The sequence below is a fragment of the Marinibactrum halimedae genome (assembly GCF_021234875.1).
Taxonomy (GTDB): domain Bacteria; phylum Pseudomonadota; class Gammaproteobacteria; order Pseudomonadales; family Cellvibrionaceae; genus Marinibactrum; species Marinibactrum halimedae.
The window spans coordinates 1-21,379 of record NZ_JAJQVM010000019.1; the positions used below are offsets into that span (position 1 = coordinate 1).

The 21,379-nt window shown below is 43.5% G+C and carries 19 protein-coding genes; 9 read left to right on the plus strand and 10 right to left on the minus strand.

Going from position 1 to position 21,379, the window contains the following annotated elements; genetic code table 11:
• Positions 1–161: 161 nt before the first annotated feature.
• The 5 genes from LU351_RS11855 to LU351_RS11875 all read right to left on the minus strand — a co-directional run bounded on the left by LU351_RS11855 (position 162) and on the right by LU351_RS11875 (position 5,072).
• A complete protein-coding gene (locus tag LU351_RS11855; RefSeq protein WP_232594289.1) occupies positions 162–647 on the minus strand; it encodes a hypothetical protein in 486 nt (161 codons plus the stop codon).
• A gap of 24 nt (positions 648–671) precedes the next feature.
• Complete coding sequence (locus tag LU351_RS11860) at positions 672–1,235, minus strand: hypothetical protein (RefSeq protein ID WP_232594290.1); 564 nt, start codon at positions 1,233–1,235, stop codon at positions 672–674.
• Positions 1,236–2,159: 924 nt separating this feature from the next.
• A complete protein-coding gene (locus tag LU351_RS11865; protein WP_232594291.1) occupies positions 2,160–2,864 on the minus strand; it encodes a response regulator transcription factor in 705 nt (234 codons plus the stop codon).
• A 2-nt stretch (positions 2,865–2,866) separates the two neighbouring features.
• Entirely contained in the window at positions 2,867–4,438 is a 1,572-nt protein-coding gene (locus LU351_RS11870) for a sensor histidine kinase (RefSeq protein WP_232594292.1), read from the minus strand.
• A 109-nt stretch (positions 4,439–4,547) separates the two neighbouring features.
• The gene (locus tag LU351_RS11875; protein WP_232594293.1) at positions 4,548–5,072 is read right to left on the minus strand and encodes a hypothetical protein; all 525 of its coding nucleotides are present in this window, start codon (positions 5,070–5,072) and stop codon (positions 4,548–4,550) included.
• A 270-nt stretch (positions 5,073–5,342) separates the two neighbouring features.
• Between LU351_RS11875 and LU351_RS11880 the strand changes: the two genes are divergently transcribed.
• From LU351_RS11880 to LU351_RS11910, 7 genes are all read left to right on the plus strand, one after another.
• Entirely contained in the window at positions 5,343–6,071 is a 729-nt protein-coding gene (locus LU351_RS11880; RefSeq protein WP_232594294.1) for a CPBP family intramembrane glutamic endopeptidase, read from the plus strand.
• 278 nt (positions 6,072–6,349) lie between these two features.
• On the plus strand, positions 6,350–7,582 hold the full coding sequence (locus LU351_RS11885) for a hypothetical protein (protein ID WP_232594295.1): 1,233 nt from the start codon (positions 6,350–6,352) through the stop codon (positions 7,580–7,582).
• Positions 7,582–8,421: a hypothetical protein gene (locus tag LU351_RS11890; RefSeq protein WP_232594296.1), complete on the plus strand. Its 840-nt coding sequence runs from the start codon at positions 7,582–7,584 to the stop codon at positions 8,419–8,421. The genes LU351_RS11885 and LU351_RS11890 overlap by 1 nt, the downstream gene beginning before the upstream one ends.
• A gap of 41 nt (positions 8,422–8,462) precedes the next feature.
• Positions 8,463–8,633 carry a hypothetical protein gene (locus LU351_RS11895; RefSeq protein WP_232594297.1) on the plus strand — a complete coding sequence of 57 codons (171 nt, stop codon included), beginning with the start codon at positions 8,463–8,465 and terminating at the stop codon, positions 8,631–8,633.
• Positions 8,633–9,472 (plus strand): hypothetical protein, encoded by an 840-nt coding sequence (locus LU351_RS11900; protein WP_232594298.1) that lies wholly within the window; start codon positions 8,633–8,635, stop codon positions 9,470–9,472. The genes LU351_RS11895 and LU351_RS11900 overlap by 1 nt, the downstream gene beginning before the upstream one ends.
• Positions 9,438–9,821: a hypothetical protein gene (locus LU351_RS11905; protein WP_232594299.1), complete on the plus strand. Its 384-nt coding sequence runs from the start codon at positions 9,438–9,440 to the stop codon at positions 9,819–9,821. Before LU351_RS11900 ends, LU351_RS11905 begins: the two co-directional genes overlap by 35 nt.
• Positions 9,821–10,660, plus strand: a complete 840-nt coding sequence (locus LU351_RS11910) for a hypothetical protein (RefSeq protein ID WP_232594300.1) — start codon at positions 9,821–9,823, stop codon at positions 10,658–10,660. The genes LU351_RS11905 and LU351_RS11910 overlap by 1 nt, the downstream gene beginning before the upstream one ends.
• 260 nt (positions 10,661–10,920) lie before the next feature.
• Here the strand turns inward: LU351_RS11910 and LU351_RS11915 are convergent, their stop codons facing one another.
• Positions 10,921–11,916 (minus strand): LysR family transcriptional regulator, encoded by a 996-nt coding sequence (locus tag LU351_RS11915; protein ID WP_232594301.1) that lies wholly within the window; start codon positions 11,914–11,916, stop codon positions 10,921–10,923.
• 434 nt (positions 11,917–12,350) lie between these two features.
• On the opposite strand from LU351_RS11915, the gene LU351_RS11920 reads away from it, so the two are divergent.
• Together LU351_RS11920 and LU351_RS11925 are read left to right on the plus strand one after the other, a co-directional pair.
• The gene (locus LU351_RS11920) at positions 12,351–13,598 is read left to right on the plus strand and encodes a 3-deoxy-7-phosphoheptulonate synthase (RefSeq protein ID WP_232594302.1); all 1,248 of its coding nucleotides are present in this window, start codon (positions 12,351–12,353) and stop codon (positions 13,596–13,598) included.
• A 354-nt stretch (positions 13,599–13,952) separates the two neighbouring features.
• Entirely contained in the window at positions 13,953–14,936 is a 984-nt protein-coding gene (locus tag LU351_RS11925) for a hypothetical protein (protein WP_232594303.1), read from the plus strand.
• A 57-nt stretch (positions 14,937–14,993) separates the two neighbouring features.
• Here LU351_RS11925 and LU351_RS11930 read toward each other — a convergent pair whose 3' ends face one another.
• The 4 genes from LU351_RS11930 to LU351_RS11945 form a co-directional block, all read right to left on the minus strand.
• The gene (locus LU351_RS11930) at positions 14,994–17,756 is read right to left on the minus strand and encodes a serine/threonine-protein kinase (RefSeq protein WP_232594304.1); all 2,763 of its coding nucleotides are present in this window, start codon (positions 17,754–17,756) and stop codon (positions 14,994–14,996) included.
• Positions 17,747–18,325: an ECF-type sigma factor gene (locus LU351_RS11935; RefSeq protein ID WP_232594305.1), complete on the minus strand. Its 579-nt coding sequence runs from the start codon at positions 18,323–18,325 to the stop codon at positions 17,747–17,749. The genes LU351_RS11930 and LU351_RS11935 overlap by 10 nt, the downstream gene beginning before the upstream one ends.
• Before the next feature lie 401 nt (positions 18,326–18,726).
• Positions 18,727–20,022, minus strand: a complete 1,296-nt coding sequence (locus LU351_RS11940) for an adenylosuccinate synthase (RefSeq protein ID WP_232594306.1) — start codon at positions 20,020–20,022, stop codon at positions 18,727–18,729.
• 108 nt (positions 20,023–20,130) lie between these two features.
• The gene (locus tag LU351_RS11945) at positions 20,131–21,321 is read right to left on the minus strand and encodes an ATP phosphoribosyltransferase regulatory subunit (protein ID WP_232594307.1); all 1,191 of its coding nucleotides are present in this window, start codon (positions 21,319–21,321) and stop codon (positions 20,131–20,133) included.
• Positions 21,322–21,379: the final 58 nt, after the last annotated feature.

The window sequence follows — 21,379 nt, forward strand, 5'->3', positions numbered from 1 at the left end:
CGATTTGTCACGCTATGCGGCCAACGTGCGTCTGGAATATACAAATAGGGAGAAAAAATCATCAAAAGAACGAATTTTTATCCAATATTTTTGTAAATAAATGCGTAATGATAATTATTTTCGGTAAGTGTTCCGGTAGAAAAAATTAGAAAATTATCGCGCTAAAAAAACGAATTTATAGAGGTTCCCATCAACAAGATATCCAACCCAGTTGATTTTCTAACTAATCGCTCAATAAGAGTAATACAAGAAAGCAGTGCCGAAGCACTGTATAAAAGCACTAAAATTATTTCCTGCCGTGTTAGTTGATATTGCTTCACACTGGCTTCCAGCCTCTCAGCAGCCCACTGGGGTAAAATCGAAGATAACCAACTGGCTAATCGTAATCGGCTGATAATGCCATAAGCAATGAGAATATCGCCACATAACACTATGACGTAATACCACCCGCCCAACGCAGGCAAATTAACTTTTTGCCTAAGCAGAAGGTAGAGGAAATCAACAACTAAAATAAAACCCAATAGAAATCGAGTATTAGGACATCTTAAGCTAAGTAAAAATGCGGCAAAAACTATCGATTGACCAATGTAATCATTGTAAAAACTATAATTATTAAAAAAATCGATATACTGGTTTAGATATTCCACAGCTTCGATATCCTTCTAATGTATTTAATTTGGCTTAGGCTGCTCACCCGTACCCACACCAAAAGTTGACCGCAAACTTACTGGCTTGGGTTGCTCACCCGTTCCGATTCCGGCTGCAACTGCGGGTTTCGGTTGTTCTCCTGTGCCAATACCGGAAGTAACCATTGGCTTCGGTTGCTCTCCTGTCCCAATGCCGGAAGTAACCATTGGCTTTGGTTGCTCTCCTGTGCCAATGCCGGAAGTAACCATTGGCTTCGGTTGCTCTCCTGTCCCAATGCCGGAAGTAACCATTGGCTTCGGTTGTTCTCCTGTGCCAATACCGGAAGTAACCATTGGCTTCGGTTGCTCTCCTGTCCCAATACCCATTACGATCGAGTTTAATGTTTCATTAATATTACTGTCGCTATGAATCAGAACCTGCCGACTCTCTAAATCCAAATAGCCCCATGCTTGTAACTGGTTTAGACAGTAATCTATATCGTCTTGAACCAAACATGTTTCTTGCACTTCAGAAGGTATCAACATTTCCCCCCCCTCTTCCGCGCCAAAAATATGCGCCAATAGAAAATACAAAACTATTTTATTCATCAGACTTTTCCTATTCTCGCTTATTAGCATTAATTGTATGAATTCTAATGAAGCTCTACCAGAACTGTGCTCAATAGAGAGCAATTATGTAGTTTATCTATCTCGGTCAAGACAAACTTGGTAGAAACAAAGGGTTTACCCTGAAGTGATTACCTGAAGACTCTTGGCGTGCGATTCTTTCCATTCACGACACTTCAGTATCAAGCCAATATTGCCTTGATTACACAAGCGCCTCACTAACTTATAGGGTAACGCAATAGCGCTACAATTCCTCAAAAATAACGGAAATATTTCAATTTTTTGATAAATATTGTACACATCAAATACAGAAATGACGCACAAGAAAACATAAAAAAGCAACAAAGTGCATTAAGCGCCCAGCAATATGGAAAAGTAATACATGCTTTCATCCTCCTTATATTGCTCTCCTTTATTACTCTCATTAACACCCATTATTCGTAAATAAGTGTAAAGATAGGTTATTGCCACAACAGACAAAAAATAGACATAAATCCTTTTAAATCAGAGATTTTGATTATTAGATCGGGAGCAAAATAATTGCTTTAAGAACGAATACGGCAGAAATCGGCGCCGTGGCTTATACACTAGCCCCGACTAATCGATCTATCCAGTATCAAGATAGAGTAATGAGCACAATAAAAAGAGTTTTATCATTATAACGAAAAACACCTGTTTTTGGCAGGAGGTCATAAACAGAGAGTTATAAACAGAGAGTTATAAACAGAGAGTTATAAACAGAGAGTTATAAACAGGAAGTGACAAATAGGGCGTTATAGTAATAAATGAGAGCTACTATTAAATGCTGAATTTTCACAGCACTTATAATTTTAGATCATGATTTTCAATCATAAAAATGATGGATTACAACCATAAAAAAGGCCAAATAAATTGGTAAAATGAATACTATCGGCATGGGCCTAAGCGATACCCCATTCCTCTTAACGTATGAATGAAGCAGTCTGCTGCCACCTCACCCTGTAATGCAGTCGAGCTTAATAACTTTTTCCTCAACCGCCTAATATAAACATCCACAATATTTGTCATTGGGTCTGACGTATTGCCCCATACTTTACTGAGAATACGCTCACGAGAAAGTACTCTATCTGGATTCGACAAAAAGTATCTCAGTAGTTGAAATTCCAATTGCGTTAGTTCTACTTCTTGATCATTGATCCACACACGCTGGCTTTCTACATTCATGCGCAGTAAACCTCTGGAGAGCATATTATCAACCGATATGCCTTTATCAGAGCGACGAATTAATGCTTCGATTCTCGCTAACAACTCTTCAAAATCAAAAGGCTTTGCCAAATAGTCATCCGCACCTGCACGTAACCCGTGAATTTTCTCCTCTATATCATGGAGTGCCGTTAAAATAAGCACCATTGACGACGATTGCTTACGACGTATTTCAGGCAATAAATTGATGGTATCAATGCCATAAAGTATTCTATCCAACAAAATCAAATCGAAGGTTTTATTCTCAAGGAATGACAACATAAGCTCAGCACGATCCACCCATTCACACTGATATCCTTCATTTTTCAACCCTCGTAGTAAAAAGTTCGCCAGTTTTTCTTCATCTTCCACAACAAGAATACTATTCATAATTATTGAATACTCGGTAATGAAAGGGTAAACGTACTTCCTTTTCCGACAATAGAAGAGACATCAATTGCCCCCCCGTGGCCTACCACAATGGCCTTAGCAATCGCCAGCCCTAAGCCTGCCCCTTTTCCGGTTCGAGAGTCGGCACCTCGGAAATAACGATCAAAAATATAGGGCAATTCTTTTTCGTCAATGCCTTCTCCCTCATCTTTTATAATGATAATTAATTTGTCTTCTTTAAAAAAGCAATGTATAAAAATACGCGCACCATAAACGGTATGATTGAGGGCATTATCCAAAATAATAATCATCACCTGTGCAATTCTTTCAGGGTCGAACTCAACAAGAGGCATATTAGGCTCTATATCCACTTCCAACTTCACTTTTCTGCGCTCGATAAAACCATCGATTTTTTTAACGGTCTCCACAACAAATTCTTCAACGTTAACCTGACGAGGCACTAAACGCATTTTTCCAGATTCTGCACGTGCAATAAGTAATAAGTCATCCACCAGACGGCTTAAACTGAGGGATTGGTCTAATACCGTTTGTAATGTGGCTTTATAATCTTCTTCCGATACGGTTTTTTGGCGTAAGGTCACTTGCACCTCACCGCGAATGATAGAGAGGGGCGTTCGTAATTCATGGCTAATATCCCCAAAGAATTCTCTACGATCTTTATCATTATCCTGAAGCAGTTGATTCGCGTCGGTTAGCTCTGCCGTTCTTTGTGCAACTTGGAACTCAAGCTCACGAGTGGCTGACTCAACTCGATTGCGTTGTTGTAATAATTCCTCAGCCATTGCATTGAATGATGCGGCAATGGTATCAAATTCTGCATCAAAACCCCGAGAGATCCGGTATTGGTAGTTTTCTTGAGAAATGGCTTCTGCACCCAATCGAATTGAGTTTAAAGGTTGATACAACACACCTAGCAACCAGTAACAACCAAATACCACCATGGGAATCGCAAGTAACGCCAACAATATTGAATACCAAAAAATAGACTGATGTAAGGTTTGAATACGCGCTTCCATTGAGGCCACCACACGACTCTGACGTGTCACCGCTGCATTAATGGCTTCTCTAAAGCGATTGTCGATAGTGACTTCCAGCAACTGTTGGGTTCTCTGTTGCTGCATTCGGTTCTTCTCTTGCGCCTCGTCTTCCGCGTCATCAATAATACTTCTAAATTCCTGTATGATTTCATCCAACAAAGCACTTAATTCGCTGGTGTCCTCTATACTGCCTAAGGTGGCTTCCTCACCCAGAGCATTTCGTTGCTTTTCTTCTAACTGAATGATTTTTTCGATCGACTGATCAATAATAGCGCGTTTATTTCTTACTTCTGCCTGATTGGCATCTTTACCAAAAATCAGCTCATCCGTCAGTTGCTTGAATAAACGGTAAGAGGTGCTAGATACAATGAGGTGTTCATTTAATAAGGATTGCGCAATGGCATTTTGAGTTAAACTAGAGCGAGTAATTTGAGTTATCATCACCACCAACACAGAGGTGATGACGATAACAAAGACAAGTAAGCCGGCGAAGAAAGCAAGTTTGCGTTTATACATTGACCTTATATTGCATCCTAATTAATGTTGCTCACTATCACTATAGGCACTTTTTATCAATGTTACGAAAGCCATACCTTACTTCACATTTTACCTCAATACTAACGTGCTATTGGTTTGAAAAGGGCAATGAAGAATGATGTAAGACAATTTTCAAATCATCATTATCATCAAGCCGATAACCAAACGTATATTCAACTTTAACTTCCTCTCCATTGAGGGTTTCAAAGAAGTAGTTGCCCATTACCATAGCCAATCTGCCTTCTATCAACATTTCATGATTCTCAAACCGTACCGCTGTCCAAGGCGCAATAGCAAAACCATCATCCTCTGGAACAACACCTGTTACGAAATAAGAATGAGCTTCATCAAAGGTTTCTCGAAATTGATCGTTTTTCGCTTTGGTTGGCTTAAATAATACGGTTCCCTCCTGATAGTCATAAAGCGTATTAATGTGCTGAGTCGCCAACAACTCATAATTACCACCGTTAATTTTTGCTTTCCCAATTTCAACAATGCCCTTTCCCCAGCGCTCCTGTGCCGCCACAATAGATTCAGGTGTAATTCCTGCCGACGCCACACTAGAAAACACAGTAAAAAGAAAAGCAACAAGTATGTATTGACCGATATTCATAACGCCTCCAAACAAGTCGATGAGTTTAGGAAACCTTATAAACAAACCGATGAATACGTCTTTACCATCAGATTAACAGAAGATTAACAAGCGGCACTATCACTACCACATGGGTATTGATAAAATTGAATGACTCTAAAACCATTTTTTGGAATAATAAAATAGGTTATCACTAAGAAAATTATGAGCTTTAAAGAAACACACGCCAATCGACGCTATGCAACCGTAATCCTTCTCGCTATATCCTTTATACTTTACACCAGTGGCATAATGCCTCTGTTAAATACACTGCTTTTATTACCCTACTGTGCATTGCTTTATCTCATAACATACCCAAGTAGCAGTAAACTACGAACAGGTTTATTTTTCGTACCAACAATCATACTCGGCTTTTTTATAGCAACCTACCGCCCCAGTGGTTTTCACTACCCGCTTGTATGGACAACAACAGAACTCTACCCAGGGGGAAAAGAATTTGCGTTATACGCAAACGTGAGCAAAGCGATAGCCGGCTACCTCACTCTGGCCTGGCTAATTAATAACACCAATTTAAAGCAGGGGTTTTTCAAGCTGGGAGCCTCCAAAGAAAAGGCCATTCCGCTCATTATTGTGAGCATTATAACCATACTATCCACGGCATTAATATTTTTTGATATTCAATGGCAACCCAAGTTTTCTGAAGCCGTGTTGTATTTCGCCATAATTAATTTGTTTTTTACAGTGATATCTGAAGAGGTCTTTTTTCGCTTATTGCTTCAAGATGGCATTGCTTCTTTTTTTACCAATAAGAAACAAGGCGCTTTTTATGCCCTAATAGCAACGACATTACTGTTTACGCTTGCGCACACTACTGCTTTTGGCCCACTTTTTTTCTTATTTTTATTCTCTGGGTTTATCTATGCTTTTGCCTATACCTACACCAAGAGTTTAACCGTATGCATATCGATACACTTCGGTGTTAACCTTTTTCATTTTATTCTACTGGAGTACCCCCTTTAGAGCGGCAAAAATGAGCAAGGCCCGCTGTTTTGGCAGTGAGCTTTTTATGAGATCCCTCCCCTCTCTTATGATATTTTGCAATTTGATGAAAATTTGCCCCTTAGTTCGTTGAAATCAAACACTTGCATGAATAAAATTCCCGCTCCTTGATTACTAATTGACCTATTGATCACCGCTCTATTGATGAGATTGGCGTACATTAACGCACAGCGGTAGATCAGAATATTTTAGGGCGGCAGCCTTTTACCATCACCCCGATGAGACTACGGAGAGTATTCATGCAAGAAACCACCATTGCTGGCAACAATCACATTGGCATTCCCGTCAAATTACTTGGCCGAGAAACCAAGGAGATGTACAAGCGCATTGTGGCCGCCCACCGACGTCAAAACTACTGGGCCACAGAAGTGCTTACCCAACTTAAGTCGTTAGATTCAGGCCACTACAAAGACAATATCTACCGCGATATGACCGTCCAAAAAGCCGAAATGCTCCTAATGACGTTCTCTGGCTGCACCGTTCGTATTTTACGTCGCACCAATGGGGAGTACGCCATCTTCAAAATTGAGGTGAACCCTCAGTTATTGAATGATTATGGTGCTGAGCAACAAAGTAAAGGGCAACAAGGCATCTATAAAGTTACCCTAAAAGCCGATGGTTCTGTTGAGAATACGGAATTTACTAGGGGAGGGGCTGTAACAGCCGAAAAAGGGCGTGTTATTGTTATCTCAGATCGCCATCCAACAATTGAAGCTGCTGCTAGTGAAGCGGCCAATGTGATGGACCCAGTGTTGGGCTCAAATACAATGAATGATATAAAAAATGAATCGTTCGACTTATTTTACACCCACGGAAAAAAACGAATCGGTGGGGCCCTCAGGTTGAAGGAGGCCGCTAACCCAGAACAGAATATAGCCTTATTTGAACCCGCCGCCCAATTGGCCAACACCATGCGGCGGGCACAGAATATTCAAAATGCCGCGTGGGTGACGGTACGCGGCGGTGCCGGTGTGTTTACGCATTCAACCAACTTATTAAGGCACCAGAAGCTGAATTTTTCCGACTCGAAGCAAAAAGCGTATTTTGGGGAGATCACTACCAACGTGGTGAAGGCAGAACAGCACGCCCGCGAATGCGGGTTTACCGTTGAAAAAGACAAAGGGGGCCTCCTATCGCTCGATATGGCGCGCACTTTTGGTTCTGGCGCCATTACTGGCGGGGCCCTTCACGCCGCAATGAATCGTTTTAGAGCCGATCCAGAAGGAAGTATTCTAAAACTCACTGGCGATATCAGCCGTGAGGTAACGGCGGGCAAAGGGGTTTTTGAGACAACCCAAAAAGTAGCCGCTGCCGTAATGCCCGTGGTGGGTATCAGTGCCGGTGCCGCAGGTACCTTGTCCCCCGGCGCGGCCTTTATTGTTACAGCATCGGCCGCCGTATTGCCCTTGGGGGACGCCCTCGTAAAAGCCTGGTTGCCTGATTTTTATGCTCGCATGAAGAGAAAATTCTAATGTTTTATCAAACGTGGGTGTGGAAAGAACAAACAGAGCCTTTTACGCCGAAAGGGCCCAACTTATCCCGATTAAAAAATCACAAACTCAAATTAGACGGGTCCGTCATTGAGATACGCTGCCCTCGCCATCGCAGCCCTCATAGGGAATCAAAGGTGCTTAAGGGCAATATAGCATTGTGTGGCGAAAATCTTCGGTATGGAGGCGCGTTCGGACCCAATTGGAAACCCATTTATGCCTTTACACATCAATGGGAATTTTACGGGCCACTAGGCACAGGAACCAGTGGTACCGTCACGTTGAGTTTGGACTTATTGACATACAGAGAACACAAAAAAGAGGTGTCGTATTTTACCCCCCGTGCGTTTGAGTTTGCGGTCACTCAGTTCTTAACTGATAAGTACGGTGAATCTGAAAAAAGTGTGGGTAATAAAATTCAATATATTTTTGCACCTTTAAATTGGCGGGTGATGAAAGAGTTTAGTGTTCCAGCAGCACGGTTTGATATGGATATCAGTGATGAAACAAGAAGTCGGCACTTTCTGATGTTTCCAGTATCGTCAGATTTTTTCGCACTGGTAAGAATTGAAATTAATAGGGTGTCTAACACGCAGTGGAAACGTTACCCCAAGTTGGATGATTTCGTCCGCCCGGATGAGATGTTTGCCCTGCGCGATTTGGTTTTCGACAACATAACATTAACCCTTTCACCCGAAGCACAAACACAACAAAAAGCGGCGCTGGAAGGGTTGGACGACACCGAACTGGTTAAGAGCTTTCCGCCGATTCAGTGGTTGCCGTTGGATGACGAAGGCAAGAAAAAATTATTGCTCACTTAAGTGGTGTGTTTTTAGAAGGCTTCCAATTGGAAGCCTTTTTTATGGCCTCCGCCATAGTGTCCGTGGTGGGTATCAGTGCCGGTGCTGCGGGTACCTTGTCCCCCGGTGCGGCTTTTATTGTTACGGCATCGGCCGCCGTATTGCCCCTGGGGGACGCCCTCGTAAAAGCCTGGTTGCCTGATTTTTATGCTCGCATGAAGAGAAAATTCTAATGTTTTATCAAACCTGGGTATGGAAGGAACAAACAGAACCTTTTACACCAAAAGGGCCCAACTTATCCCGACTAAAACGTCACAAACTCAAACTGGACGGGTCTATCATTGAGATACGCTGCCCTCGCCATAATGACCCCGATACGTCTCCCAAAGTGCTTAAAGGCAATCTCGCCCTGAATGCCGAGAGTATCTTGCCTAAGGACTCGTATGGGGATAATTGGAAATACCTTCACCCCGTGACGCAAGAGTGGCAATTTTACGGGCCGCTGGGCACAGGCATGGCTGCCGGCGTCACGCTGCAATTGCATTTACTGACTTATACCAAGCACAAAAAAGGGGTGTCGTATTTTAACCCTCGTGCGTTTGAATTCGCGATCACCCAATTTTTAACTGAAAGCTTTGGTAATTGGGAAAAAAGGTTAGGTAATGATACGCAGTGTTATTTTGCACCCTTAAATTGGCAGGTGTTAGAAGGGTTCGACGTGCCGGCAGCACGGTTTGATATGGATATCAGTAATGAAACAATAAATACTCACTTTTTGATGTTTCCGGTATCGCCGGACTTTTTAGCGATGGCGAAAATAGAAATTAGTAGAGTGCCTAACACGCAATGGAAGCGCTACCCCAAGTTGGATGACTTCGTCCGCCCAGATGAGATATTCGCCTTGCGCGATTTGGTTTTGGATAACATAACATTAACCCTTTCGCCCGAGGCACAAGCACAACAAAAAGCGGCGCTGGAAGGGTTGGACGACACCGAACTGGTTAAAAGCTTTCCGCCGATTCAGTGGTTGCCGCTGGATGACGAAGGCAAGAAAAAGTTATTGCTCACTTAAGTGGTGTGTTTTTAGAAGGCTTCCAATTGGAAGCCTTTTTTGTGGCCACCCGCTTCGCCAACATCATGCGGCAATCAATCGTTTTAGAGCCGACCCAGAAGGAAGTATTCTAAAACTCACCAGCGATATCAGCCGTGAGGTAACGGCGGGCAAAGGAGTTTTTGAGACAACCCAAAAAGTAGCCGCTGCAGTCATGCCCGTGGTGGGTATCAGTGCCGGTGGTGCGGGTACCTTGTCACCCGGTGCGGCTTTTATTGTTACGGCATCGGCCGCCGTATTGCCCCTGGGGGATGCTCTAGTGAAAGCCTGGCTGCCTGATTTTTATGCTCGAATAAAGAGAAAATTTTAATGTTTTATAAAACCTGGGTATGGAAGGAACAAACAGAACCTTTTACGCCAAAAGGCCCGAACTTATCCCGACTAAAACGTCACAAACTCAAATTGGACGGGTCTGTCATTGAGATATGCAGTCCTCGCCATCGTAGTCCCCACAGAGAATCAAAGGTGCTCAAAGGCAATATTGCTTTGTGTGCCGACAGTGTCTTGCATAGGGGCCCATTTGGTGATAATTGGAAATGTATTCACCCCGTTACGCAACAGTGGGAATTTTACGGGCCGTTGGGCACAGGTTCTTGTGGTATTGTCACGCTGAGTTTTTATTTGTTGACTTATACCAAACACAAAAAAGGGGTATCGTATTTTAATCCTCGCGCGTTTGAATTCGCGATCACCCAATTTTTAACTGAAAGCTTTGGTGATTGGGAAAAAAATGTGGGTAATGATACCCAGTGTTATTTTGCACCTTTAAATTGGCGGGTGTTAGAGGAGTTTGGCGTGCCAGCAGCACGGTTTGATATGGATATCAGTGATGAAACAAGAAGTACTCACTTTTTGATGTTTCCGGTATCGCCGGATTTTTTAGCGATGGCGAGAATAGAAATTAGTAGAGTGCCTAACACGCAATGGAAGCGCTACCCCAAATTAGATGACTTCGTCCGCCCGGATGAGATGTTTGCCCTGCGCGATTTGGTTTTCGACAACATAACATTAACCCTTTCACCCGAAGCACAAACACAACAAAAAGCGGCGCTGGAAGGGTTGGACGACACCGAACTGGTTAAGAGCTTTCCGCCGATTCAGTGGTTGCCGCTGGATGACGAAGGCAAAAAGAAATTGTTGCTTACCTAATACAGTGAGCAGCATAGGGTCCGCAAAATAGCGGGCCTTTGACCTCTTTCTACGAGCTTATGTGAACTGAAAATAGGCTTAATTCCAACTCAGTTCACATTACCCACAAGAAACTTCAATAAGTCTGATGATAGCCTGTGGATAACTAAAGGCAGGCCGCTCTTTATCGAGACAAACCGACTCTGCTGAATAACTGAGCGACGACGATAAATTGCCCTTTTATGCTCTCTTACAGCGCTAAGCCCTGTAAATTAACGTAGTTAATCCTCGCACCATTCGTACTGACCAGGCTGGTATTCCACAAACGGCTCTCCTAATTGTCGACGCCGTTCAAGACGAGTACAAATATCCAGTATCACGCGTCGAAACCAGGTATGCAAAGGGGAGTTGCGTAAACGTTCGTGGTTCACCAAGGTGTAACTCACCACAGCGTCTTCTGAGGAAGCGATATTCAATTGCGTTAAATTGTCGCTCAATTTGGTGTAATGCAATGCGGCAGGCGGCGCGAGCATGACACAATCGGTGCGGCGCAGCACCTCCAGTGCTGCAGGTAAATGTGAGGTTTCGAACACCACATTCTCTCTGCTTCCCCCTCTTTTTTCGGAAGGGTGAAACTGACGGATTTGCTCTAGCTCGCGCTGATCAGAAACGTAAAAATGCACATGAGGGTAAGACAAAACGTCTTCCTCTTCGGCTTGTTTACCCACCAATGGATGCGTGTCTCGTGCAACCCACACTGGTGGCATCGCTCCCACCAAATGCACATCAAATTCCGACCCGTATTGCGCCCGCCGCATGTGCAACGCAAAATCCAAACTGCCATCGGCAAGCCGTTCCAGTTGTCGTTCAACCCGATTAAATGCATGTACACGAATGCCGGGCGCCCGTCGTTGCAGAAAATCGACCAGAACCGGTAAGAGTACAATCCCCACATAAGAGCCTACGGCTAAATGTACGTCTGCGCTGGCTGTTTTGGGGTCGAACTGATCGTCGAGAACTAACTGATCAATATCCCGTAATATTCGATGCAACACCGGCTGTAGCTGAGTGGCTTTTGGCGTAGGCACCATACCTTTGGGCGTACGCACAAAAAGCGGATCGTCAAATAAAGTTCGTAGTCGGCCTAATGATTTGCTCATCGCAGATTGCGTTACAAATACACGCTCAGCCGCTTTCGACACACTGCGCTCTTCTAACAGTGCATGCAAAGCCACTAGCAAATTCAAATCAATACGCAATATTTGGCGTATATCCACTCTCTTTATCCTTATTTTCAAGGCGCCTTTAATATTCATGTGACGCCACTCAATAGAGCACCTACTTTATTGCGTTATTTAACCATAAAAGCCACCACCCCAAAGTAAACGGCTGGAATGCTTGAAATGCCTTAGTAGGAGGCGACATTTTTTATTCAATTCACTCATTCTCTCACTAACGGGGTTGATTTATCATCAACGCTGGTTACAATTTGGGTCATGAATATTGATCGTCCGAATAATCGCTGTGTTAACAGCCATAATTTTTCACGAGGCTTGGTGACAAACAACCAGGTTTCGTGGCGCGGTTTTTTTAGCTTTTATTTTAGCTAAACCGCGCCTGACGAGCTTTCGTAGGCAGCGAATACAACAACTGCCTACCGGAACACACCATAAAAAAACCTCCGCTAGGCAAAACCAGCAGAGGTTTTTTTATGTCAACGTGTGAACTTACCCTTAATGAGCCCGGCGCCGTTTTAGAGTCGATGCCAGTGAGCGTCTCCCCACCCAATAAACCGTGTGCTTCACACAATGAGGAACTTTCATCCTCACCCCCTCCCACATCCTCAAACAGCGTACCACTTCCTACTCCACAATCCATACGAACCCAATTCGCCATTGATGATGCCACCGAGGCGAGTATTTCAGCGAATCGAATCGCGATTAACCGCATACTGAAAGGTCAAGACCATCGACAATTGGTCATTACCGGCCCGTGCTCCATCCATTGCCCAAAGGCAACATTAGAGTACGCCGAAAAGCTACGAGCCCTGCAAAACAGAGTGGGGGATCAAGTTCTGTTGGTCATGCGCTGCTACCTTGAAAAACCTCGCACCACCGTGGGCTGGAAAGGGTTCATCAATGACCCCTACATGAATAACACCCATAACCTTCAAGAAGGCATTGAACAAAGCCGAAAACTGCTCATTGCAGTGGCGAATTTAGGCTTACCTATTGCGGTAGAAGCGTTGAACCCTTTATTAGTTCCCTTTTACGAAGATGTGGTTAGCTGGGCGGCTATTGGCGCCAGAACCGTTGAGTCGCAAACCCACAGAGAATTAGCCAGCGCGCTGCCCTTTGCTGCAGGCCTGAAGAATACAACCGCAGGGGATATTGATATCGCCATTGATGCGCTCGAAGCCAGTCGAGCCAGTCATACCATTACGGCCATCAACACGGTAGGCCAACTTGAATTACGTACCTCCACAGGCAACCCCCATAGCCACCTCATTCTTCGTGGCGGCAAATCAGGGCCCAATTACACACAAGATCACGTTCAATCTGTTGAAGCAAAACTGCAAAAACGCAGCATAACCAGCCGTATTATCATCGATTGCAGCCATGCTAATTCTGGCAAACAAGCCAATCGCCAACCCGAAGTGCTTCAATCCGTACGTAATCAATTATTGGATGGGAATCAGTCTATTGCGGGTATCATGCTCGAAAGCCATTTACACCAAGGAAAGCAAAAGATCAGCAATGATCCTTCTCAGCTTTCATATGGGGTATCAATAACGGACGAATGCATTGGGTGGGATTCAACCGCCACTGAATTATTAAACTTCGCACAACAACTCAGGGAGTGGCGTACTGAAATGAGCGCTTTTCAACCCGCTGTCACCGAACCAAAGCCAATGTCAGCACAGCAAAACATGAATTCAATTCATGTTGAAGCTGAATAAAAAGCATTTGAGGAATATCCCACTCATCGATATTGTAAGCCTCAGTGGATGGGCTATCGCAGCCCGAGACACGAGCCTCTTGCTCCTTATGAAAATAGGCGCCCGACCTCTTGGCGCTGAATCGTGGTAGTTTCATAGGTTGAGCACTTCCCAGAGTCAAAATGTATTTCATCCAGGATACATTCGCTAGCTCAGCCCATTGGTAAACAATGGGCTTTTTTTTGCCCTAAATATTCGCGTATTGACCTACCCCACCCAGAGCGATTAAAAAAATTTCCCCAAACTGTCCTCATATTTCACTCGTTCCGGTAAGTATCATTGTTCCCACAATCAGGACTTTACAAGGACGAAATTATGATACTTAACAAGATACACTGGACAATCGCTGTTTCATTTTTACTCTTAACCACTGCCTTTTCTACCCACGCAAACCATCGCTCTTTGGTGTTAATAAGTAACCATCATAATACTCAGGAGTGCAGTGCCTCTCACGTACTGCTACATGACTTTGAATCGCCCGTGTGTATTGCTCCTTCATTACTCCAGAGCATCAGCTTCCAATACGACGGCGAATGCGTAGAGAAAGAACACGTGCCTATTGAAGGCACAGACATGTGCGTCAAGCCCAAACAAATCAAGCTAGACATCAACCATAAAAGTATGCGCTTTATCGAACGTAACCTCAGTAAAGAATATTGCGCTTATGGATATTTACCTATTGAGGAACAACATTACTGTGCCGCCGATTACCTCGCCATTAAACTCATAAAAAATCGTGGTAAATTGGTCTTCCCCAAATTGCGATGCCCAAAAGGCTTTCAACAAGCCCCAAGCTCCACCCAATGCGTACCTGTAGTCTCTCAAAAAATAACGTCTCCACTTAAAACCGTACTACAAACACCCGCATTAAGGCAGTGCGCCAAGGGCTACATGAAAACTCCTGGTAAACCATTGTGTCTCGATCAAAAAATTGTCAAACGCAGTTCCCACAAAGAGAGTTTCGGCATTAAAATTCCAGCTAAAAAATGCCCAATCTACTGGGAGAGAATGAATAAAACCGGCTTTTGTGTTCCGAGCTTCTCAGCCATTGTTTATCGAACCGTACTCGATGATTACCTCTCTTCCGAGGAGGGGGAAAGTGTATTAAGTATCGATATAGTAAAAAAACCCTGTGTAGGAAACCTCAGCGCCATTCCTCAGCCTTCCAATGACGACCCGAAAGAGGAAGATGACACCTCTGAAGATAACGATGAGGAAGAAAGCGAAGGAGAAAACGTTGATGTTCCTGTCTGTTTTGAACAATACTATTCACGAAACGGCTGGCCAATTCCATATTAGTTTGGAATACGACTAACCCTCATTACGATAAATAGAAATCGTGCTATAGAACCATACTCACTGTTTTTCTATGGCACGATCTAACTGTCCCGGCAGCAGTGTACGTATACCGCGAAAAAAGAATTCCGGATAAACATCTGCCCTATCCATCTCTGTGCGCAATGTAACAAGTTGATTTTTATCTTTGTCGGTGAGAGAAGAATACACTCTTTCCATCAGCGCTATTTCGCGTATTTTACTGTGGTGATTTGGGTATCTTTTCTCTCTAATTTGATAAGCTCGTTTTAATCCCGCTAACGCAAGATCGAATTCATCATTAAACAAATACATCGAGCTTAACCCCACCTCAGCGGTGGCACGCCATAAACTCCCCTCAGACATAATATTTAATGCCCTCTGATAAAGCAATTCCGCTCCTTGTTTATCGCCTTGCACAAAAGCCAACGACGCCTGTAATGTCACACCAACACCCACAAGATCATTGTTCAACTCTAATCGGTGAATATTTTCCATCATCACCTTATAACTTTCTTCTGCTGCTTGAAATTTTTTCTGCTCTTGTTGAACAAGCCCCAGCCAGAGCAAATCAAATACATATTCTATGCGATCAGTATGACGCAACGTTTTTCTAATTCGAATGGCGTCTTCTAATAAAACCAATCCACGCTCATACTCGCCTTGGTAGTATTTGATAATCCCTTGGGTTCTTAACGTGGTTGCCACAAAATAGTTATCTTTTTCACCAAAGAGTTGCTTTTGAAGAACCAATGCCTTTTCAGCACTTTGCATCGCCTCATCAAACATTTCCATATCAATTAATGCAAGGGCCAAATTCGTAAATTGCACAGTATGATTAACATGCATGTACTTTGAATTTCGGCTTTGCAACTGAATGGCTTTATTAATATTTTCAACGGCCTCATCAAACTTTCCCAACATTAGCTGGACTAACGCAAGGTTATTTAAAGAAATCGACAACTGAAATGCATCCCCCTCTTGGCCGGTATATAAGCCACGTAGGTGGCTAACCGCCTCTTGAAGCAATTGCTCAGATTGTAAAAAATTCCCCTGTATCTTTGAAAAATTACCTTTCATACCGAGCAAAACAGCATATTCGATCTCAAAATACCGTGTCTCACTTTCATTTTCGGGAAGCGTATAAATCTGAAAAAACCATTCAAGCTGATCAATTAATGCCTCCGCCTTATCATTCTGGCCTAATCGCATATAACTTTCAGCCAGTTGACGGGTTGCTTTTACCTGAGATAAAGAAGTAATAACATCAATTTGATCATAATGGTGGACTGCACTTTCAAAATATCGAACGCTTTCAGCATAATCACCTTGCCAATGGTATATTTCTCCGAATAGAGATAACAAATGAGCTTGAACAGCCGGAACAGTATGCAATTCATTCAGTATTCTCTGCTCACCCCGCTCTAGTAAATCCTGAGCAGTAATCACATCCAAACCCGATACATTAGGGTCTGCCGCTTTAAAAATACCCGTAAGAAACTCAGACACTTGTTGAGATTTCTTTTGCTCAACTTCGCTTATTTGCAACGCTTTACTGATTTCATGACGTTGGACAGTCACCGTAACAGCGTACGACACCAGCAGCATCACAAATGCAGCACTGACCAAAAGGCCACGCCAATGGGTTTGAACAAATTTACGCGCACGATAGGACAGTGCATCTCCCCTTGCAGCAATAGGCGTATTATTTAAATAGGCAATAAAGTCCTGACGCAAAGAGGACATCGATTCATATCTTTCCAGTGGATCATTGCGTAGCATTTTTAAGATAATGGCATCAATATCTTTTCGCTTATCACTGGCGATAGAAAAGGAAAAAAACCAACTGGGTGGGTCCGGCGATTGAGTACAAATGGTTTCAACCATTCTCGCCAGAGAGCTTGCACAATGGGCATAAGGGTGTTTTTGACAAAAAAGCTGGTAGGTAACAATACCAACTTGATAAACATCGGTCGCTACTGTAATGGTTTCGTTTTTTATTTGCTCCGGTGCAGCAACCCCTGGCGTCAATACCTGTTCAGCTGTTGTGGTTTCGTTTACCTGATCATGATCACCAACCAATTTCGCAATACCAAAATCCAATAATTTTAGAACCCCCTCCTCTGTTACTAAAATATTAGAAGGCTTAATATCACGATGCACCACTAAATGACTATGCGCAAAAAACAGTGCATCCACCAATTGTAATAACAAGGAAAATATTTTATCCGCACACAGTGAGTGAGATTGACAATACTCATCAATTCGAACACCCTCTACGTATTCCATTATAAAATAAGGAAAACCTTTCTCGGTGACGCCTCCATCGTAAAAGCGCGCTATATTAGGGTGGTTTAAGGTAGCAAGGACTTGCTTTTCACGCTGGAAACGAGCCAAGACACTTTGTGCTTGACTGTCTTTATTTAAGACTTTGATGGCTACTTTCTGCTCAAATTCACCATCATCTCTTTCACCCAGAAAAACAACACCCATACCGCCTTGACCTAAAGTGCCAGAAATTCGATAAGGGCCAATTTTTTGAAAAGTGAACTCTGAAGCTGTCCCAATCCATGAGGGAGAAGAAATTTTCAATTTTGACTGAAAGAATTTTCCCGTTATCGCTTCTAATAAACTGGCTTCCTTTCTGTACAAATCGAGCATTTTTTTTATTTCTTGATAAGTCTCATCCTCTTTTTTTACTAATCTCTCTAAGACATGACCCCACTCATCCTCCGGATGCCTTAAAATATTATCCAATAAGGCATCCATTTTTTTCCACTGTTCACCTGAATAGGTTAATGGCATAACGATGATTTTTCATCCATGATTTTCAACAAAAGTAGCTTTGCCTTTTGCCAATTTCTTCTTACCGTTCGAACATGAACAGACAGCAATTCAGCAATCTCAACCTCAGTCATCCCTCCAAAACATTTCAACTCAATGAGATTAGCAAGGTCGTCACTGATGTTGCGAACTTTATCAATCACTTCATTGATAAATAAAAATTCTTCTTCGGGTGATTGATGATCAAAAATGGATTCGGTATAGGTTTGCTGCAGCCAATCTCCACCGCGCTTCTGCGCATACTGCTGCTCAATGTGATTCACAAGAACTTGACGCATGGCCCGTGCGGCCAATGCAAAAAAATGTTTTCTATTTTCAATACGTAATGAGTCTGGTGCACTTAATTTAATGTAAGCTTCGTTCACTAAAATAGTGGCATTTAAATTATCGATCGACCAAGCTTTGCGCAACTGATATCGAGCAATAGACTTTAGCTCTGAATACACTGCAGCATAAACATCATTAAAACCTGACAAATCACCAACGGCATGACGACCTAATATTTGAGTAATGTCTTGATGCGCTGACATAATTTCTCGTCCTCTTCCTTAATTTCAGTTTCCTTAGCTTAAATAACCAATACTGCACACCTCCGAATTCATAATGCTTAAAAAGCACCATGAATAGTTTTAATTCGCTCAAAAAATACAAAACACTGCTGCATATTAAGCAGTAAATATACGGCTGCGAATTCGAGATCAGAGTAATTGATCATCTACGTTAGCCATATTCTACCTTGACCTAACTCAGTGACCACAACCGTTTGAGAATCAAAATTTATAAAAAAATAAAATTTTAATTTTAATGAGAAATAAAAAAGGCCGGCATTGCCGACCTTTTTTAAAATAACGATTCTATGCGCCACGCGGCGTAAAAATCATTAAATCATCACTCCGATGGAGACATGAGTAATTAATCCCTGCGTGAATAGTTACTCATCAAATGGGTGACGTAACACAATCGTTTCATTTCTATCTGGCCCTGTAGAGACAATGTCCACTGGAGCTCCGACCAATTCCTCCAAACGATTGATATAATCTCTCGCCGCTTGCGGCAATTCATCTAACGTTTTGGCACCGAAAGTAGATTCAGTCCATCCCGGCATAGACTCATAGACGGGCTTCGCATTTGCCCAATCTTCTGCGTCACTAGGCATCGGCACTGGGTTGCCATTAGCATCTTCGTAGGCCACGCAAATACTCACGCTCTCTAAGCCATCCAACACATCCAGTTTGGTTAAACACAATCCGGTAATGGAATTAATACGAATAGCATGTTTTACCGCGACGGCATCAAACCAACCTGTTCGACGCTTACGACCTGTGGTTGCACCAAATTCATGGCCTTTTACCCCTAAGTGCTCTCCCACTGCATCGTCCAATTCCGTTGGGAAAGGCCCTGAGCCCACTCGGGTGGTATAAGCTTTGGTAATACCTAATACGTAATCAAGATACAAAGGGCCAAAACCGGAACCGGTTGCGGTTCCACCTGCCGTGGTGTTGGATGAGGTCACAAAAGGGTAGGTACCATGATCAATGTCCAATAATGAACCTTGAGCCCCTTCAAATAAAATACTGTTGCCCGACTCACGAGCCGTATGCAACGCATCGGTGACATCAGCGATTAATGGCTTTAATTCCTCTGCCCAGGCAAGAGCATCCGCCAATGTTTTATCATAATCAACAGCATCAACTTTGTAGTATTCGGTTAAGGCGAAATTATGGTATGCCAGCACGTCTTTAAGTTTCTCGGCAAAGCGCTCCTTGTCTAACATATCACCCAAACGTAAACCACGACGGGCGACTTTGTCTTCATAAGCTGGGCCAATACCACGACCGGTAGTACCGATTTTAGCATTACCTCGCGCCAACTCTCGGGCCTGATCGAGTGCAACATGGTAAGGCAATATCAACGGGCAAGCCGGCGATAAACGCAGACGCTCACGCACAGGCACGCCTTTTTCTTCGAGCCCTTTCATTTCTTTTAGTAAAGCATCAGGTGCTAAGACCACACCATTGCCAATTAAACAGGTAACACCGTCACGTAAAATTCCAGACGGAATCAAATGCAAGACGGTTTTTTCGCCATCAATAACCAACGTGTGGCCTGCATTATGCCCCCCTTGAAAACGCGCCACTAAACTGACTTGGTCTGTCAGTAGATCAACGATTTTACCTTTTCCTTCATCACCCCATTGGGTGCCTAAAATAACGACATTTTTGCCCATCGCGTGTATCAACTCTCTTGGACTAACGGTTAAAACAAAACAGTTTTTGTATGTGCGAGTGCATCACTCAACACACTCATTCATCTTTTCTGAGGCGACATCGATACCTTAATTTTTATTTAAAGGCTTGACGCAATATTCACCCTCTTCTAATACCAACTGGCGATCACACAGAGATTCCGAAATCACCAAAGCTTGATCTGCCAGACCACATACAACTCGCTCGCCTTGGCTACGCAACGCCTGAATGGCCAACCATTGTTTTGGATCTTCTGTGGATGCCGCAAAAATAGCGGGCTTTGGTTGGTATTCCACACTTAACAGCTGGTGCAATGTCGTCAATGCGATAGAAAAACCCGTTGCAGGTCTCGCATGACCAAAAACTTCACCAATGTGATCATAGCGCCCGCCATTGGCGATAGCTTCACCATGCCCTGGTGAAAACGCCGCAAAGACTACACCTGTATGATAGTGATAGCCTCTTAGCTCGCTTAAATCGAAGTATAATTTCGCTTGTGGATAACGCTGGCTGATCACACTTGCCATCACCTCAAGCTCATCAATCGCCGCAATGACTTCTGCCGGTGCCTGATCAAAAACATCCCGCGCACGTTGTAAAACAGAAGCATCGCCAGCCAAACCTGCCAAAGCAAAGAACCATTTCGCACTCTCGGTATCGGTCACATTCGCCTCAACCCATGCATCAATGTCTTTTGTGGATTTTTGCTGAAGCAAATCAAATAGCTGTCTTTCTTGCTCTGTCGAAAAACTCACCGACTCTGATAACGCTCGGAAAATACCTACGTGCCCAAGATCAATATTAAGACTTGGTAACCCTGCCGTTTGTAATGATTCCAGCAATAAGGAAACGACCTCTATATCAGCCTCAATCCCCGCCTCACCATACAATTCTATGCCCGCTTGAATAGGAGTGCGTGATGCTAAAGGGTTTTTCGGTTTAGCGTGAATAACATGGCCGGTGTAACAAAGTCGGCTGATGCCCTCACGACGAAAACTGTGGGCGTCCATACGGGCAATTTGCGGTGTCATATCTGCCCGCAGCCCCATCATCCGACCACTTAATTGATCGGTAAGGCGGAAGGTAAGTAAGTCAATGTCGGAACCGAGTCCAACAAGTAGGGAGTCTGTATATTCAATCATCGGCGGTATTACCAAGTCATACCCCCAGCGATGATATAAATCCACCAGTTGTCGTCGCAGCGACTCAATTTGCTCCGCCGCCGCAGGTAAGATCTCATCAACCCCGTCAGGCAACAACCACCGGTCTGCATAGCTCATAGATGTCTCACTTGTGATCGTTCTAGAATGCCGCAATACAGGTTTCAACCGGAGCTCA

What these genes read in the sequence shown, in the direction of transcription:
- LU351_RS11860 (WP_232594290.1), bottom strand. Translation starts at nt 1,235, where the DNA reads ATGAATAAAATAGTTTTGTATTTTCTATTGGCGCATATTTTTGGCGCG.
- LU351_RS11865 (WP_232594291.1), bottom strand. Translation starts at nt 2,864, where the DNA reads ATGAATAGTATTCTTGTTGTGGAAGATGAAGAAAAACTGGCGAACTTT.
- LU351_RS11870 (WP_232594292.1), bottom strand. Translation starts at nt 4,438, where the DNA reads ATGTATAAACGCAAACTTGCTTTCTTCGCCGGCTTACTTGTCTTTGTT.
- LU351_RS11875 (WP_232594293.1), bottom strand. Translation starts at nt 5,072, where the DNA reads ATGAATATCGGTCAATACATACTTGTTGCTTTTCTTTTTACTGTGTTT.
- LU351_RS11880 (WP_232594294.1), top strand. Translation starts at nt 5,343, where the DNA reads ATGCCTCTGTTAAATACACTGCTTTTATTACCCTACTGTGCATTGCTT.
- LU351_RS11885 (WP_232594295.1), top strand. Translation starts at nt 6,350, where the DNA reads ATGCAAGAAACCACCATTGCTGGCAACAATCACATTGGCATTCCCGTC.
- LU351_RS11890 (WP_232594296.1), top strand. Translation starts at nt 7,582, where the DNA reads ATGTTTTATCAAACGTGGGTGTGGAAAGAACAAACAGAGCCTTTTACG.
- LU351_RS11895 (WP_232594297.1), top strand. Translation starts at nt 8,463, where the DNA reads ATGGCCTCCGCCATAGTGTCCGTGGTGGGTATCAGTGCCGGTGCTGCG.
- LU351_RS11900 (WP_232594298.1), top strand. Translation starts at nt 8,633, where the DNA reads ATGTTTTATCAAACCTGGGTATGGAAGGAACAAACAGAACCTTTTACA.
- LU351_RS11905 (WP_232594299.1), top strand. Translation starts at nt 9,438, where the DNA reads ATGACGAAGGCAAGAAAAAGTTATTGCTCACTTAAGTGGTGTGTTTTT.
- LU351_RS11910 (WP_232594300.1), top strand. Translation starts at nt 9,821, where the DNA reads ATGTTTTATAAAACCTGGGTATGGAAGGAACAAACAGAACCTTTTACG.
- LU351_RS11920 (WP_232594302.1), top strand. Translation starts at nt 12,351, where the DNA reads ATGTCAACGTGTGAACTTACCCTTAATGAGCCCGGCGCCGTTTTAGAG.
- LU351_RS11925 (WP_232594303.1), top strand. Translation starts at nt 13,953, where the DNA reads ATGATACTTAACAAGATACACTGGACAATCGCTGTTTCATTTTTACTC.
- LU351_RS11930 (WP_232594304.1), bottom strand. Translation starts at nt 17,756, where the DNA reads ATGCCATTAACCTATTCAGGTGAACAGTGGAAAAAAATGGATGCCTTA.
- LU351_RS11935 (WP_232594305.1), bottom strand. Translation starts at nt 18,325, where the DNA reads ATGTCAGCGCATCAAGACATTACTCAAATATTAGGTCGTCATGCCGTT.
- LU351_RS11940 (WP_232594306.1), bottom strand. Translation starts at nt 20,022, where the DNA reads ATGGGCAAAAATGTCGTTATTTTAGGCACCCAATGGGGTGATGAAGGA.
- LU351_RS11945 (WP_232594307.1), bottom strand. Translation starts at nt 21,321, where the DNA reads ATGAGCTATGCAGACCGGTGGTTGTTGCCTGACGGGGTTGATGAGATC.